At 28.4% G+C, this 16,525-nt stretch carries 12 protein-coding genes; 5 read left to right on the top strand and 7 right to left on the bottom strand.

Going from position 1 to position 16,525, the window contains the following annotated elements; genetic code table 11:
• Positions 1-17 precede the first annotated feature (17 nt).
• Both BT0_RS02980 and BT0_RS02975 read right to left on the bottom strand, forming a co-directional pair.
• Positions 18-1,949: an AMP-binding protein gene (locus BT0_RS02980; protein WP_011772534.1), complete on the bottom strand. Its 1,932-nt coding sequence runs from the start codon at positions 1,947-1,949 to the stop codon at positions 18-20.
• Between the two features lie 13 nt (positions 1,950-1,962).
• A complete protein-coding gene (locus BT0_RS02975) occupies positions 1,963-2,667 on the bottom strand; it encodes a CPBP family intramembrane glutamic endopeptidase (protein WP_011772533.1) in 705 nt (234 codons plus the stop codon).
• A gap of 114 nt (positions 2,668-2,781) precedes the next feature.
• Between BT0_RS02975 and BT0_RS02970 the strand changes: the two genes are divergently transcribed.
• The gene (locus BT0_RS02970; protein ID WP_011772532.1) at positions 2,782-4,059 is read left to right on the top strand and encodes a ComEC/Rec2 family competence protein; all 1,278 of its coding nucleotides are present in this window, start codon (positions 2,782-2,784) and stop codon (positions 4,057-4,059) included.
• Positions 4,060-4,086: 27 nt separating this feature from the next.
• On the top strand, positions 4,087-4,923 hold the full coding sequence (gene rsmA, locus BT0_RS02965) for a 16S rRNA (adenine(1518)-N(6)/adenine(1519)-N(6))-dimethyltransferase RsmA (protein ID WP_011772531.1): 837 nt from the start codon (positions 4,087-4,089) through the stop codon (positions 4,921-4,923).
• Here the strand turns inward: rsmA and pta are convergent.
• Entirely contained in the window at positions 4,894-5,940 is a 1,047-nt protein-coding gene (gene pta, locus BT0_RS02960) for a phosphate acetyltransferase (protein ID WP_011772530.1), read from the bottom strand. The genes rsmA and pta overlap by 30 nt on opposite strands.
• A 117-nt stretch (positions 5,941-6,057) precedes the next feature.
• Between pta and metG the strand changes: the two genes are divergently transcribed.
• Both metG and BT0_RS02950 read left to right on the top strand, forming a co-directional pair.
• Positions 6,058-8,247, top strand: coding sequence for a methionine--tRNA ligase (gene metG, locus BT0_RS02955; RefSeq protein ID WP_119024211.1), 2,190 nt, complete (start codon positions 6,058-6,060; stop codon positions 8,245-8,247).
• Between the two features lie 21 nt (positions 8,248-8,268).
• Positions 8,269-9,318 (top strand): lipid II:glycine glycyltransferase FemX, encoded by a 1,050-nt coding sequence (locus tag BT0_RS02950; protein ID WP_011772528.1) that lies wholly within the window; start codon positions 8,269-8,271, stop codon positions 9,316-9,318.
• Here BT0_RS02950 and murD read toward each other — a convergent pair.
• The 3 genes from murD to BT0_RS02935 all read right to left on the bottom strand — a co-directional run bounded on the left by murD (position 9,315) and on the right by BT0_RS02935 (position 13,571).
• A complete protein-coding gene (gene murD, locus BT0_RS02945) occupies positions 9,315-10,670 on the bottom strand; it encodes a UDP-N-acetylmuramoyl-L-alanine--D-glutamate ligase (RefSeq protein WP_011772527.1) in 1,356 nt (451 codons plus the stop codon). The genes BT0_RS02950 and murD overlap by 4 nt on opposite strands.
• A 24-nt stretch (positions 10,671-10,694) precedes the next feature.
• Positions 10,695-12,038, bottom strand: coding sequence for an MATE family efflux transporter (locus tag BT0_RS02940; RefSeq protein WP_011772526.1), 1,344 nt, complete (start codon positions 12,036-12,038; stop codon positions 10,695-10,697).
• A gap of 183 nt (positions 12,039-12,221) precedes the next feature.
• Positions 12,222-13,571, bottom strand: a complete 1,350-nt coding sequence (locus BT0_RS02935; RefSeq protein ID WP_011772525.1) for an MATE family efflux transporter — start codon at positions 13,569-13,571, stop codon at positions 12,222-12,224.
• An 86-nt stretch (positions 13,572-13,657) separates the two neighbouring features.
• Here BT0_RS02935 and BT0_RS02930 point away from each other — a divergent pair, with 86 nt between their 5' ends.
• Positions 13,658-14,452 carry a M15 family metallopeptidase gene (locus tag BT0_RS02930; RefSeq protein ID WP_011772524.1) on the top strand — a complete coding sequence of 265 codons (795 nt, stop codon included), beginning with the start codon at positions 13,658-13,660 and terminating at the stop codon, positions 14,450-14,452.
• Positions 14,453-14,454: 2 nt separating this feature from the next.
• Here the strand turns inward: BT0_RS02930 and recG are convergent, their stop codons facing one another.
• Positions 14,455-16,518, bottom strand: coding sequence for an ATP-dependent DNA helicase RecG (gene recG / locus BT0_RS02925; protein ID WP_041178499.1), 2,064 nt, complete (start codon positions 16,516-16,518; stop codon positions 14,455-14,457).
• Between the last annotated feature and the right edge of the window lie 7 nt (positions 16,519-16,525).

Raw genomic sequence — 16,525 nt, 5'->3', positions numbered from 1 at the left:
ACATTTCAAGCCTATAATCATAATAATTCACAGTCATCCTTATTAAATATTGACATTATCTTCTTATGATATTTTTCAAATATGTAATACCTTTTAAGCTTAAGAGTATTAGTAAGTTCTTCGCCCACAACAAAACTATCTTTTAATAAAACAAATCCAACAATCCTCTCAAAGCTCTTAAATCCAGACTTAAGATTAACTATATCTGAAATACATTTAGAATAGAGTTTGTTAACAGATTCATTAGATAATAAATCATCATGAGAATCAAATATTATTTCATTAGAACCAGCCCATTTCTCAAGAACTTCAAAATTAGGTACAATAATAGCTCCTAAAAACTTTTGATCTTGACCGACAACTACAACATTTTCAATAAATAAAGACTTTGATAAAGCTCTCTCGATAGATTCAGGCTCAATATTTTCTCCACCTCTTAACACAATCGTATCTTTACTTCTTCCAACAATTGAAATCTCATTATTAATTGTTGCACACACCAAATCACCTGTCTTAAACCAACCATCTCGTGTTAAAACTTCCCTTGTTGTAGTGTCATCTTTAAAATAACCACTCATAACTTGAGGGGATCTGACCCAAAGCTCACCCTTTTCACCAGGAGATAAAAAATTACCATCATTACCGACTACTCTATATTCAATATCTGGAAACAAAGGCCCAACAGTATTTGCAACAGGACTCTTAAAACGTCTTACACTTAAAACAGGTCCCGTTTCTGTAAGACCATAACCTTCAAGCACCATAATCCCTACAGCTTTGAAGAAATAATCAACATAATTTACCAAAGCTCCTCCACCAGAAACACCAAATTCAAATCTTTTCCCAAGTGCTTTCTTTATCTTTCTAAAGACTAAAACATGTCCTAAAAATTTAAAAGGCAAAATAAAAATTAATCCAGTAAGACAAGCAACCTTTATAAAAATTGAAACTAAAAAATTTGACCTCTTGTAAACAGGAACAAGTCCCAAAAATTTTTCCTTAAGCTTTATATAAAGAATTCCTATCTTTAGGAAAAAATTAAATAAAAATCTCTTAAAAAAAGACTCCGATACTCTTTTCATAATGCCAATCCTTATTCCTTCCCAAATTCTTGGAACAGAAATAATTGCATGGGGATTTAAAGCTGCAAAATCTTTAAGTAAAACGGGCCCAATAGGCTTTGAATAAGCAATTGCCATACCATTAAGAGCAACTATATATTCACAAGTTCTCTCAAATGAATGCCACAAAGGAAGAATAGATATCATTATTTTCCCTGGTTTAATTGTCGGCAAATAATCACCAATCCTATCTACTTGAAAAATAAAAGATTCATGACGAAGTACAACACCTTTTGGCAATCCTGTTGTTCCTGAAGTGTATATTATAGTAGCAATATCCTTGCCAGAAACTTTTTCAAGTTCAGAATCAAACATCTTAGGATTATCTTTTAAATAATCATACCCCAAACTCAATAATTTTTTATAAGAGATTATTGTAATATTTCCCAATTTATCCTCATAAAGTTTATCATCATCAATAACAACAACATGTTTAACAAATTTAAGCTCATGTTTTTTAGAAATGATTTTTTGAAGCTGTTTAGCATTCTCCACAAAGACAAAACTAGACTCAGAATGATTAATAATATAAACCAACTCATCTTCAGACGAATCATTACCCTTTGGAACATCAATACATCCTAAACTCATAACAGCAATATCAATAATTATCCACTCTTTTCTTGAATCAGAAATAAGAGCAACCCTATCACCTTTCTTAATTCTATAATGCAAAAGACCAGAACCAATACTCTTAACTTCATTCCAAAAATCAGAATATATCTGTCTCTTAAAATCTTTAGACTCATTCTCTTTATAAATAAAGATATCAAGATCACCATAAAGCCTCACAACTTCATTGAAACGCTTAGGTATAGTATCCAGCATAGATCCTCCTTAACTAATTTAACAAAAAGAGCAAAACACTAACAAAAATATTATAAAAACTATGAACAAAAATTGAATAATATATATTTTTATGTATTAAATATATATAAGACAAAATTCCCCCAAAAATTAATGCAAATAAAAATCCAACAAATCCATAATAAAAATGTCCATAAGCAAAAATAAAACTACTAAGCAAGGCTGCAATCAATGAAGTAATCCCTATCTGTTTAAGTTTGGTAATAATAAAAGCCCTGTAAAACAATTCTTCAACTCCTCCTGTAAAAAGAGAAGTAATAACCATTAAATAAAGTGATTGCTTACTGCCTATATTCCACATAAAACCAGAGTTACCTACTTCAACCCACACTCGAACTGATTCTGGAAGACAATACAAAATAAAACAAAAAATAATCAATAGCAAAAAAATACAAATAAGTAACTTAACAAAAATTAAAAATGCTTGCCAAATAAAAATAGGATTAAATTCAGGAATAAAAAACTCATCTCTAAAATTATAAGAACTTGTTAATTTAGAAAAATATACAACAAAAAGAATTAAAAAAGTACTATACAACCAATAATAATAATGATTTTTATCAAAATTCCAAAGATCAACATCAATACTGTCAAAAGGAGAAATACGAGTAACTATAAAATAGGATAATAGAACCTCCAAAAAAACATACCTTAAAGGGTATTTATTTAACAATGTCATAATAAATTATAGATATATAAATATAAGATTGTCAAATTTTGTGATAATTAATCCAAAACTGATTCGATACATTTTTGATATATTTAAAATATACTTCTTAAAAAGAGATTTTCAGTGATTTTATTGTTTATAGTAAGTGCATTAAATTTATTAACAAGATATTACTTAAGACTAAATCCAATATATTTAAATTTAATCTTAATGTCAATTTTTTTAATAAAAAGAAATGCTCATTTGTCACTCACATTCATGATTAGTACAAGTTTGCTAGTCATTTTTGAAATTAGCCTAAACTTTAAAAGACTTGAGGATAATTTTTATCAAATAACAAATATTACCTATTTTGCAAAATATTCAAATACCAAGATTGAATCAATAGATGGATTTGGTAAAAAATATAAATTTATATTCAAAAATATTGAAAATAAATATAAAATCGGAGATATCGTCAAAATTCAAAATAATAAAATGCAACTTATCAAAAAACCCCTGCTAGTAAATATTAGAGAAAAATATAATAAACTAATAAACCGGTTTTTAAACTCAATCAGTACCAAATATTCTCACTTTTCAAAAGCGATTTTAACAAACAATAAATCAGATATAACAAAATATGAGAGTAATTTATTTCAAAAAGCAGGTATATCACATATATTAGTGGTATCTGGCCTACATTTTTACCTAATTTATATTATTTTCTATTATTTACTTCTTATAATCAAAAATGAAAAACTAAAATATTTAATTCTAAGCACAATACTACTCAATTATCTAATCTTAACAGGCTTTTCACCATCTACTCTAAGGGCATTCATCATGATAAAAACGCTTATAATTTACAAATCAACATATGGAAAAATCAATTTGCTTAGTACATTAGCAATTAGCTTTATAATAAATGCCATAATCTTACCACACACACTAAATTCAATAGGATTCAAGTTATCCTATCTTGCAGTACTTGGAATATCAATCTCCCTTGCTCTTAATCAAAGATATAATTTAAATAAACTCATATATCCAATTTTTACAACCCTTATGATTCAAGTTTCAACAGCTCCCATTTTTTATGTTAATGATCTCAACCTTCAACCAATCTCAATACTATCAAACCTAATAGTTACTCCCCTAATGCTAGTATTTTTAATAATAACGATATTAAGCTTAGGAAGCTACATAATCAACGCACACTTATTTTTATTACTTGATCTAATGAACACTTATATCTTTAAGGCAATAAAAGAAACAGCCATTATCTTTAGCAAATTTCCAGTAATTCAAAATTATAACGTAAAAATATTTCTAGTCTTAAGTATTTTAACGATACTTTATATAATCTATAAATTAGAACAAGAAAAGAGATATCTCAACAAAAACATAAAACACCAATGATAGTAATATGCTATATTTTTATTATCTATGAACATAAATTATAACAGCATAAACAGTATAAAAAGTGCACTTGCGAGCAAAAATATAGCTCCACGAAAAATATGGGGACAGAATTACTTAATTAATGAGCATATAAGAGAAAAGATAGTAGACACGCTTGAAATTAAAGAAAATGAAAACATTTGGGAAATAGGTCCAGGGCTTGGAGCAATGACAATCATTTTGCTGAAGAAAACAAATTTTCTGACAGTTTTTGAAATTGATCCTAAGTACTCAGAAATTTTAAATGAACAATTTGGACAATTTAAAAATTTCAAGCTAATAAAAGGTGATTTTTTAAAGACATATAAACAAGAAAGACAAAATATTAACAAAATATTTTCAAATTTACCTTATAACATTGCATCAAAAGTAATATCAATGCTTATTGAAGATGGAATCTTAACGCACATGGTATTTACAGTACAAAAAGAACTGGCGGACAGAATGCTTGCAAAAGAGGGAAATAAAAATTACTCATCATTCACAGTACTAGTTCAATCACACTTTAATGTAATTAAAATAATGGATATTGATAAAAAAAATTTTTATCCAATTCCTAAAGTAAAATCAACAACTCTTAAACTCATTCCTTGCAAAAGAGTAATTAAAGACTTTAAAGCATTCAACAAGTTAGTCAGAACAGTATTTATAAGTCGCAGAAAAAAATTAAAAAATACAATCATTAACTTTACCAAAGACGGGAGCATTCTTGAAGAAGACTTCTTAAAAAGATTTTTAGATAAAAGACCTGAAGAGATTTCTGTCAAAGAATTCATTACAATCTCAAACAAACTAACTACCAATCATCAAGGCACTCGTTAATACGATATCATCTAGAGAACACCCCCTTGAGAGATCACTAACAGGATTTTTAAGTCCTTGCAAGAAAGGTCCATAGGCATTAGCAAAAGCCAATCTTTCAACAAGCTTATAGCCAATATTACCAGACTCCAAACTAGGGAAAATAAGTACATTTGCAGCACCAGCAACCAAGGAATCACCGCACTTTTTCTCTGCAACACCTTTAACCAAAGCTGCATCAATCTGAAGTTCCCCATCAATAAGTAAGTCTGAGCATTTGCTTTTAACAAGCTCTAAAGCACCTTTCACCTTGTCAACTTCTATAGAATTAGCAGACCCCTTTGTAGAAAAGCTTAGAAGGGCTATTTTTGGCTCTGCATTAAAAATATTCTTAAATGAATTTGCACTCTGTATTGCAATTTCTGCAAGCTGAAGAGCATTAGGATTGATTATTACAGCACAATCAGCAAACATTAAAATTCCCTCATACCCAAAACAAGTTTCAGCCCGACCAAGATCATTACCAGTATCCATAATCATAAAAGAAGATATAAAATTAGTCTCTTTAAGCTTAGGAAGTATTTTAAACACACTCCTTAAAACTTTAGCTGAAGACACTAAAGCACCACAAACACAGGTTTTAACTTCACCAAGTCTCACCATCATCATAGAAAAAGCAATTTCATCTAAAAGTTCTTCTCTAGCTTGCTTCAAAGTTAATTTCCTATTATGTTGTAAACTAAAATATTCATCTAAATATCTATTAAAATCTTTAAAAGAACTGGGATCTACAACTTTTACCATTTCTAAGATATCATCTCTAGAACCTGACTGTTCTTTTAATCTTCTAAAAACCTCATCTCTACGCCCAATAAGCACCACAAGTCCTGCGAGTTTTTTCTTTAAAAGATCAATAGTTGCTTCTAAAATTCTAACATCAGTACTTTCAGGAAAAACTATACTGGCCTTATCTCCCTTTTCCCTCACAATTTTTTTTGCTCTATCACATACATAATTTTTAAAATTAAAAGAACCCATATATCCTCCATATCACATTCATCATTAATAAAAGCATAAATTATTTAATAAACAAAATGAACAAAATAACCCATATTAGTATTAAAATATGAATATAATACAACAAAAAAGGAAAAAATAAATCAAGTGAAAAAAAAGAACTTAATTACAGCTGCATTGCCATACGTTAACAACATACCTCACCTTGGTAATTTAGTACAAGTATTATCAGCAGATGCTTTTGCACGATATTCAAGAATGATGGACATAGATACGCTTTATGTCTGTGGAACAGATGAATACGGTACAGCCACAGAAACTAAAGCTTTAATTGAAAAAACTACCCCTGAAGAACTCTGCAACAGATATTATGCAATACACAAATCAATTTATGAATGGTTTAACATTAAATTTGACATTTTTGGACGCACAACCAACAAATCCCACAAACAAACTGTACAAGATTTATTCTTAAAACTAGAAAAAAATGGCTATATCACAGATAAAGAAAGTGAACAATTCTTTTGCCAACAAGATCAAATGTTCCTAGCCGACAGATATGTAACAGGAGAATGCCCAAATTGTGGAAATAATGCAAAAGGAGATCAGTGTGAAAATTGTTCTAAATTATTAGCCCCAATCGACTTAATAAATCCAAAATGTATAATTTGCAAAAATATTCCCATTATAAAGACAACTAAGCATCTCTACATTAACCTACCAAAGATAAAAAATGAACTTATACATTGGATGCAAACAACTGAACACAATACAAACTGGAATACCAATGCCATTAAAACAACAAATGCATTCTTAAGAGATGGTCTTAAAGAAAGAGCAATAACAAGAGATTTAAAATGGGGCATACCAGTACCCAAAAAAGAATATGAAAATAAAGTATTTTATGTATGGTTTGATGCACCAATAGGATATATCTCAATTACAAAAGAAATTTCAAAAGACTGGGAATCTTGGTGGAAAAATAACAAAGAGACTAATTTAGTACAATTTATTGGAAAAGACAATATCTTATTTCACACAGTAATATTTCCTGCCATCAAGCTTGGAAGCAAAGAAAACTGGACAATGTTAGGTAAACTAGCTTCAAGCGAATATTTAAACTATGAACACTTAAAATTTTCAAAATCTGCAGGAATTGGAATATTTGGAAACGATGTCATTACCACTGGCATATCTGCTGATATTTGGCGATTTTACATATATTACAACAGACCTGAAAAATCCGATTTTCAATTTATGTGGGACGACTTTATGGAAAGGATAAACAGTGAACTTATTGGAAATTTCTCAAACCTTGTTAACCGAGTATTAACATTTTATAAAAAATTCTTTGGGGACAAAATAGACACAATAGAGATAAAAGAAGATTTCTGGAAAGAAATCAATCTTAAATATGATAAAACTTTAAATTTCTTCAAACAAATAGAACTAAAATCAGCTCTAAAAGAGATTCTTGATATCTCAAGAATAGGTAATAAAATATTTCAAGATAAAGAACCGTGGAAAACAAAAGACAGTACACCTAAAAAAACAAAAGAGCTATTATTAAACCTAATATATTTAATAAGGGATCTATCCATCTTAATCTCACCATTCATACCGCACACAAGTGATAAAATAAGAAGATTCTTTGGAGAAAGTTATGAAATTTCCAACAAATTTTTAGGAACAAATTTAGGTCTAAATACAATTCAGTTTACAGAAGTATTATTTACAAAGCTAGAAAAGGAATTAATTGATAGTTTAAAATTAAAATATTCAGGGGGCAAAAATATGCAAGATGAACAAACAGAAAATCCAATAAATTTATTTAGCGAAAAAGTATGCTTAAAAGTTGTACAAATAAAAACAATAGAGAGAAATCCAGACGCAGAAAAGTTATTCATTTTAAAGCTTGATGACGGGACTCCTGACGGGAAACAAATTGTAAGCAGTTTGGCAGATTATTACAAAGAAGAAAAATTAATTGGAAAACACATAATAATAGTTGATAATTTAAAACCTGCCAAATTTAGAGGGATCAAATCTGAAGGAATGTTAATTGCAACTGAAGATGAGAATAAAAATTTTAAAGTAATAATTGTAGAAGACTTTAAAGATAATCCCATCCCTGGAGAGCGAATAATACTTGAGAGTGATAGTGATAAGAAATTAAAATTACCATCAAAGATCAGCATAGATAAATTCCTTAAAACTCAAATTGTAGCAGAAAATGGGGAACTTAAAGTAAACGGTATTAACCTTATACTAGAACATTCTAAAGAAAAAATACTATCTAGAGAAATTCCAAATGGAAAAGTATATTAAGTCTCAAATCAAGAAAAATCAATGAATATTAAAAAAATTGAAATAGAAAATTTAAATGAAAATTACCTTCAAAGCAAACTATGGACAACTGTAAAAAAAGTTTCAAGCAATAAAAGTCCATGGAAAGCCATAGCATTTAGTAATAATCATTTCAACAAAATTCTCGTGATGCAAAGAAAGATCTTTGGAAAATTTTACTTAAGCTACATCGCTCATCCAGAATTTTCAAATAAGAAAATCGAAGAAATTAATGTAGACGAGATCAATATCCAAATCAAAAAATTTAGTGAAAATATAAGGCAATATTTACATAAGAATACCATATTCGTACGATATGATTTAATGTTTTATACTTCAAGGGGCTTAAAAGAAGACTATATTCCACTAAAACTTAAATTTAAAAACCTACAAAAATCATTCGATGACATACAGCCAGCAAATACAACAATACTAAATTTGAATGACTCATTAGATGCCATTAAAGCTAAAATGAAAAAGAAAACTAGATATAACATAAATCTTAGCAGCAAAAAAAACATCAAAGTTATAATAGATGATGACTTTAAATATTTTGATGAATTTTACGCACTTCATAAAGAGACAGCCCAAAGAGACAAATTTGCTATTCACTCAAAAGACTATATAAGAAATCTAATAAAAGCATTCAGAGAAGATAAAAATTCCAAAATCAAATTAATAATTGCACTATATAATGAACAACTAATATCTGGAATCATTGTTGGTATATATAAAGATAAGGCCACATATCTTTATGGTGCTTCAAGCAGAGAAAATAGGAATCTAATGCCAAATTATGCGGTGCAATTTAAGACAATACAAATGCTGCAAAGTCTTTCAATAAAAGAATACGATCTTTTAGGAATTCCTCCAAACGCTGATACAAAACACCCTTTATTTGGTCTCTTTCAATTCAAAACCGGATTTGGAGGAAAACTTATCCACAGAATTGGATGTTATGACTTTGTGTACAAAAAATTTTCATATAAAGTTTACAGCATTCTTGAAATACTAAGATACATTTACTATAAAATTATTAAAAAAAGATTTTAAGCCATAATACTCACTAAATTTTTAAATTGAAGTCCTCTATCAAATTCATTCTTAAAAAGTTCAAAAGAAGCACTGGCTGGAGAAAATAAAACTATATCATTCTGAACAGAAATTTTTTTAGCATAACAAACACATTCTTCTAAAGAAGAGAAAATAAAATAATTAATATTATTATCTTCTAAAAATTTAATAATTTTTAAAGTAGCACTTCCTTTTAACAAAATCCAGGTTTTAACTATGCTCAAAATCTCACCAAAAATTGCAAAATCAAGCTCTTTATCAGTCCCACCAGTAATAAGATTAATCAATCCTCCGTAAGCTCTTAAACTTTTAACAGACAAAATTGTAGAATCAGGAATTGTTGACGCCGTATCATTATAATATTTAACACCTTCAAATTCTCTTACAAATTCTAATCTATGCTCAATGCCATCAAAATCAGTCACAATCTTAGATACAACACTCAAATCCAAGCCTAAATAACTTGCAATAAAAATAGTGATCATTTTAGAAATCAATAGCACAATCCTTGACTCACTAAGAGTACCCACTACTTTGTTATTCAAATAAATTTTGCCCTTTTTAAAATAAAAAACATCATTTTCAAAATTTAAAGGCACAGCTTCTGAGAATAAAATGCTCTTAAGCTTAGATTTAAATCTAGAAAAATAATTATAATAAGCTTGATCTTGAGAGATCAAAATTCCCGAATTTTGATTTATAAAAATTCTTGACTTATCTTCTATATAGCTATCAAAATTTGAATAATAATTTTGATGATCAGAGTAAATATTTGTAATAATGCTAATTATAGGACATAAATTCCTAAGATCATGCAATTGCCAAGAAGAAAGCTCTAAAATAATAGGCGATACTCCATCAAGCTCATCTAAAAAACTTAAAGGAGATACCCCAATATTACCTCCAAGCTTAGAATTTGGATACTTAATAACCAAAACCTTATGTAAAAGAGATGCAAGTGTCGATTTTCCCTTAGTTCCTGTAATAGCAATTATTGGATTTTGATTAAACATTAAAAATAAACTAATATCGGTCTCAACCCTTTTTGCAAGTTTTAAATATTTATTATCAAAACTTACACCAGGATTTTTAATAACAATATCTGCCCTCTTAAAATCATCCTCATCATGATATCCTAAAACATATCGAATTTTATCTCTAAATTGTTTCAAGGCCTCAATACTTGGGATTAATTCTAACTCATTCTTTAAATCAGTAATTACCAAATTACCACCATGTTTTAACAAAAACTTCGCAACAGCCAGACCTCCTCCATGAAGCCCTAAACCCATAATCAAAAAATTTTTACCTCTTATCTCATCTAAATACACAGCACAAGTATTATAACAAAATAATTAACCTGTTTTAATAGATTTAATCCACTTAGTACTATAAAAATAAGGGAGAGAAATACCAAATTTAATTACATCTTCAAGAGTTGGAATAAAAACAATAAGTTCAAATGGAGTTTGAGTATAATTTGCCAAAAAGTATGCAACAGGAATTGTATAAATGAAAGTCACAGAACATTCCATAATAGCTCCAAAGTTTGGAGCTGCACCTGCACGAAAAAACCCAAATAAATATTGAAACGCAAGGGAGGTAAAAAAAGCTGAAATAGCATAATATCTTAGCATAACTCCCATAAGATCTGCATGCTCTAATTTATAAAAAATATGGGGCACTATAAATGATAAAGCAAATATTATAAGAGAAGTCAAAAAAGCCAAAACAAAACCTATTTTGCCTAGATATACTGCAACAGACATGATTTCCCTTTTATCATTATTCATCTCATGTCCCATCACAATATTAACAGCAAAGCAAAAAGCATAAGTTATATTAAGCCCGATAAAATAAGTAGAAAAAGTTATACTATAAGCTGCATATTTAGCCGTATCAATTCTTGAAAAGATTGCAATTAAACCAAAATATCCCAAATACCAAATAAAATCATTTAAAAAAATTGGAACAAAGACCTTAATTAGCTCAGAAAATATCACAGGATTGATTTTTAGATTTTTAATCTTAAGGTAAAAATGTGAATTTATATTAAAAACAGTATAAAGAAGATAAAAAACAAGCTCAATCAATCTAACCAATGTAGTTGCAATAGCAGCACCAACTACCCCCATATTAAGCACAAAAATAAATAAATAGTTAAAAACCACATTTAAAACAACTGAAATAACAGAAGTAGCAATTTGAATTTTGGTTATTTTAACAACTTTCAGTGAATTAGCAATAATTCCCTTAACAACTGCAAATATAAAAGAATAAACAGCAATATTAAGATAAGATACTCCATAAAAGATAGCTACTGGATCATCAGATAACAACCCAAGAAAAAAATATGAATAAAATAATGAAATTACTATAAATAAAAAGGAAAAAAATAAAAGAATTAAAATGCTAATAAAAAACGTATTTTTAAAATTATCAATATCACCTTGGGCATATTGTCTTGTTGCCAATATGTTATAAGCTCCCATTACGGTAAAGGCAATAGTACTAAAGAGTTCAAACAATTTATTTGCAAGAGAAACTCCAACAACAGGATAATCACCAAGGTAAGACACCATAATATTATCTGTAAATGCAACAACATTAAATAAAAAGAATTCAATGGCTGTTGGAACTGCAATATTTAAAATATCTTGATACACACTGTTTTTCTTGGATTTGCTTAATGAATACATAACCTCCTACTAAACATAAAAACAGCAAGTTTTCAAATTATCAAAAAAAATAAACAAATTCAACTTAAACAAATACACTATAAAAAAGTAGCGAGAATTCCTTTATTAAATAAAATCAAAATGAATTTTAAATCCACATTGCTCATACAATATCCTAATTGTCATTATAATATATTTTAAAAATTAAGTCAGTTCTTCATAATGAATGTCCTTTATCCAATTATTTTTAAAAAACTCTATTAAAATAAATATATTCTTAAAGATCTCCTCAAGATTGACAATAAAAACTATTAATGGCAATCTAAAATTTGTAAAAAAAACTAAAAAATAAGCAACTGGCAATGTATAAAAAACAATAACTCCCGCCTCAATATAAAAACAAATATTAGGAATTCCACTGGCCCTAAAAACACCAACAAGTGTCTGAGCTGTAAAACCCTTAAAAACAACAATACTTGCAAAAATAGAGATAAAAGTGCTAACAAGCTCAGGAGAATCCAAATTACTAAAAATAATAGGAACAATTTTAGATGTTAAGCAAAGAATAAAGGCCACAAAAAATCCCAAAATAAATCCAATAACTGACAAAAATATTCCCAATGCTCTAACCTGTTCCTTATCATTTACCATCAAATGCCCAATAATAACACCAGTTGCAACTCCCATCCCATGCATCACAACAAAGTATAAATCTAAAATATTAGAAGCTACTGCAAAAGATGCATATTCACTACTTCCAAGCCGAGCATAAAAAGCATGCAAAATAGTTATGCTTAAAACCCAACAGATTTCATGTAAAAAAACAGGAATCAGTATCTTTAAATAAGCCACTTTAACACTATTTGAAACAAAGAAATCACTTATTTTAAGATGATAATAAGATTTTACATTCAAAAAGTTATAAAAAAAATAAAAGACAAATTCACTAATCCTAGCAAGCAAAGTAGCATAAGCGGCCCCCCTTATTCCCATATTAAACCCAAAAATAAAGATATAATTTAAAATAATATTCATTAATACAACAAATATAGTAACAACTAAAGGTACCTTTATATCCTTAATACTCTTAAACCCCATAGCAGATAAAAAAGAATAAGACATAAAAATGTAAGAAATAGAAACAATTTTTAAATAATCCATTCCAAAATTTAAAGACTCATTTTCTTCTATGAATAGCTTAATAAGCTCCTTTGAAAAAACAAAGGACATACAAAAAAAAATAATTCCAATAGTAATTCCAATTATCAAAGCATAAGCAAATGCCTGCTTAACATGTGTAAATTTTCCCTTAGAAAATGCTTGAGAAGCATAAGCACTAAGCGTAGTACCCAATGCAAATATAACAATAAAACAAAGAAAAGTTATCCTATTAGCAAGAGAAGTCCCTGTCACTTGCGCAGATCCTAAATAAGCAATCATATAATTATCAAAAAATGTTACCAATTGAAATAAAAAAGACTCAAAAACCGTAGGAATAGCCAATACCAATAATTCTCTTAGTATTGAACGATACTTGTTAAACTTTGTCAGCATATCTTATCTAGTTTATCACTTTTATCAATAAAAATTACTCACACGACAAAAACAAATTATAATATATATAATATAATTATATTTTTATGAGATCATTAAATATATTTTCACTAATACTATTAGTTAATAACTTAACTTTACAAGCAAACACAATATCAAGAAAAGACTTTAAAAGTTTATTTAAAATTATAAAAATTTTAGATAAATCTTATCAAAAACAAATAAAAGAAAAACCTATTCAATTTATCAAAGAACTTAAACCACTGCTTGAAGCAGAAAAGAATGACCTCTTAATACTTGTAAACAAAAAAATCCCAATTCCTAAAGGATATAACCCAACTGATTTAGTTTATTTGAAAGATTTCAAAGAATTAAAAAATATTGGAAAAAAAAACTTAAAGTTAAGAAAAATATTAATAGACGACTTAACTAATCTTGTAAAGGCAGGAAGAGAAAATGGCTTACAAATAAAAATAGTGTCAGCATACAGAACAAGAGAATATCAAAAATTTTTATTTGAACATAATGTAAAAACTTACGGACTTAAGCTAGCAAAAATCCAATCAGCAATTCCTGATCACTCACAACACCAACTAGGAACAACCATAGATTTCATCCAAATAGATGATAATTTACTAAATACAAAAGCGGGTAAATGGCTTTATGAGAATTCATTCAAGCATGGATTCTCATTATCGTATCCGAAGGATCATGAAATAGAAACTGGTTATAAATCAGAGCCTTGGCATTACATGTATATTGGTAAACAAGCATGCATTTTGCAAAAAAAATACTTCAACAATTTACAGTATAAACTTTTCAAGTTTTGGCATGAACATAAAAAAGAACTTTCAACTTTAATTCAAAAATATACAAACTAATATTAATTCTCTTTACCAACAAATCTTAAATATGAGACCAAAAGACTATCAAGTAATTCAATATCTGCTTTATCATAAAAAGCCTTATTTAAAAAAAACATAGTAAGTTCTTCTCTAATCAAACTTATGACTTCTTTATCTTCAACAAAATCAGCTATCTTAAGTTTCAAATAACCAGTTTGCTCAAGACCAAATAAATTGCCAGGACCTCTTAATTTAAGATCTTCTTCTGCTATTTTAAAACCATCTATATTCTCCTTTATAGTTTTAAGTCTAAATTTTCCCGCTTCTGTTAAAGGTTCCTTATAAAGTAAAAATAAAAAAGACTTTAAGCTACCCCTACCAACACGCCCTCTAATCTGATGCAAAGCAGAAAGTCCAAAACGCTCAGCATGCTCTACTACGATGCAAGTTGCATTTAAGCAATCAATACCAACTTCAATAACACTTGTTGAAACTAAAATATCTATTTTTTTCAAATAAAAATCACGCATAATTTCTTCTTTAACATGAGATTCAAGCTTAGAATGAATCATTGCAACAGAATATTCAACAAAAATATTCTTAAGATTTAAACACATACTAGTAACATCTTTTAAATTAAACTTCTCTGAAGATGATATTAAAGGATAAACAAAATAAACCTGATGTCCTTTTCCAAGCTCATTGTTTAAAAATTCATATACCTTATCCTCATTTCCATGCTTCGCTAAATAAGTAGTAACAGGTCTTCGACCTGCAGGACCTCTCTTAATTAAAGATACCTCAAGATCACCAAAGAGAGTCAAAGCTAAGCTTCTAGGAATAGGGGTTGCTGACATTAAAAGCATATCAACTTCTTCTCCCTTATTTTTAAGCTTCTCTCTCTGCTCAACACCAAATTTATGCTGTTCATCAATAATAACATAAGCTAATTTTTTAAATTTTGTTCTTTGAGAAAAGATAGCATGAGTCCCAATTACTAAACTATAAGTGCCACTTTGAATTTTTTCTAAAACATCATTTCTATTTTTCGTTTTCAAACTACCAGTCAAAAGAGCTATTGAAATATTAAAATCTTTTAACATATTTGATAGATTATTATAATGTTGCCGTGCCAAAAGATCAGTAGGCACCATCAATGCAACTTGATACCCAGCTTCAATTAGAGGAATACTAGAGAGAAACGCAACAAGAGTCTTGCCACTTCCAACATCACCTTGCAATAATCTATTCATTGGCTTATTACTTTTAAGATCATCAATTATTTCACTAATTACAACTTCCTGATCTTTTGTAAGCCTAAATGGCAATTTTAAAACAACTTGATCAAGCAAATTCATAGGTAGATGCTTTTCTTTCCTTAAAAAAACCAAAGAACTTTTCCCTCTTGAAAAAAACTGAAGCAAAAAAATTTCTCTATAAATCAAAGTCTTTTTTGCTCTATCAAGCATTTCAAGAGAAGTTGGAAAATGAATTTCATTTAAAGCGTCATGAAGGGACAATAATGAATACTTATTTATCAAAAAATCAGGGATGTCTGACTTCCCAAACTTTAAAAAATAAATAAGAGCTTCTTTTACATAAGACGATATCTTTTTAGAAGTCAGTCCTTCACCAAGAGAATAAACCGGCATAATTTTTTTAAATCTTTCAGGATTATAACTAAACACTTCACTATCAAAATTAGAACAACTCCACATTTGAGTATAATCACTGTAATTGAATTTAGAATAAATATAGAATTTTTGACCTACCTTAAAAACCCCTTCTAAAAATCCCCTATTAAAAAGAAGAATTTCAAATATTTCATCATTTTCACTCTGAGCTATAATTTTTAAATTTTTCTTAGAATTACTCCCAAAATTTCTATGTTCCAAAACAACAAAAACTGTCATGAGTTCACAACTTCTCACTTCCAGTGGATCTGGAAAAGTTTTTATATTTTGACGATCTTCATATTTTTTAGGAAAATATTCTATAAGTTCTTTGATATTTGTAATGTTCAGATTATGTAATCTATCAATTCCCTTATTACCAAGACCACTTATACCCTGTAAATCATATTGAAATTCATGTAAAAACATGAACAAT

The sequence above is a fragment of the Borrelia turicatae 91E135 genome (genome assembly GCF_000012085.2).
Taxonomy (GTDB): Bacteria; Spirochaetota; Spirochaetia; order Borreliales; family Borreliaceae; genus Borrelia; species Borrelia turicatae.
This window is presented reverse-complemented; position numbering and strand designations above follow the sequence as displayed.

Excerpts from the sequence above, each read along its gene's own strand:
- BT0_RS02950 (WP_011772528.1), top strand. The coding sequence starts at position 8,269 with ATGAATATTAAAAAAATTGAAATAGAAAATTTAAATGAAAATTACCTT.
- BT0_RS02930 (WP_011772524.1), top strand. The coding sequence starts at position 13,658 with ATGAGATCATTAAATATATTTTCACTAATACTATTAGTTAATAACTTA.
- BT0_RS02980 (WP_011772534.1), bottom strand. The coding sequence starts at position 1,949 with ATGCTGGATACTATACCTAAGCGTTTCAATGAAGTTGTGAGGCTTTAT.
- rsmA (WP_011772531.1), top strand. The coding sequence starts at position 4,087 with ATGAACATAAATTATAACAGCATAAACAGTATAAAAAGTGCACTTGCG.
- pta (WP_011772530.1), bottom strand. The coding sequence starts at position 5,940 with ATGGGTTCTTTTAATTTTAAAAATTATGTATGTGATAGAGCAAAAAAA.
- BT0_RS02940 (WP_011772526.1), bottom strand. The coding sequence starts at position 12,038 with ATGTATTCATTAAGCAAATCCAAGAAAAACAGTGTGTATCAAGATATT.
- recG (WP_041178499.1), bottom strand. The coding sequence starts at position 16,518 with ATGTTTTTACATGAATTTCAATATGATTTACAGGGTATAAGTGGTCTT.
- BT0_RS02935 (WP_011772525.1), bottom strand. The coding sequence starts at position 13,571 with ATGCTGACAAAGTTTAACAAGTATCGTTCAATACTAAGAGAATTATTG.
- BT0_RS02975 (WP_011772533.1), bottom strand. The coding sequence starts at position 2,667 with ATGACATTGTTAAATAAATACCCTTTAAGGTATGTTTTTTTGGAGGTT.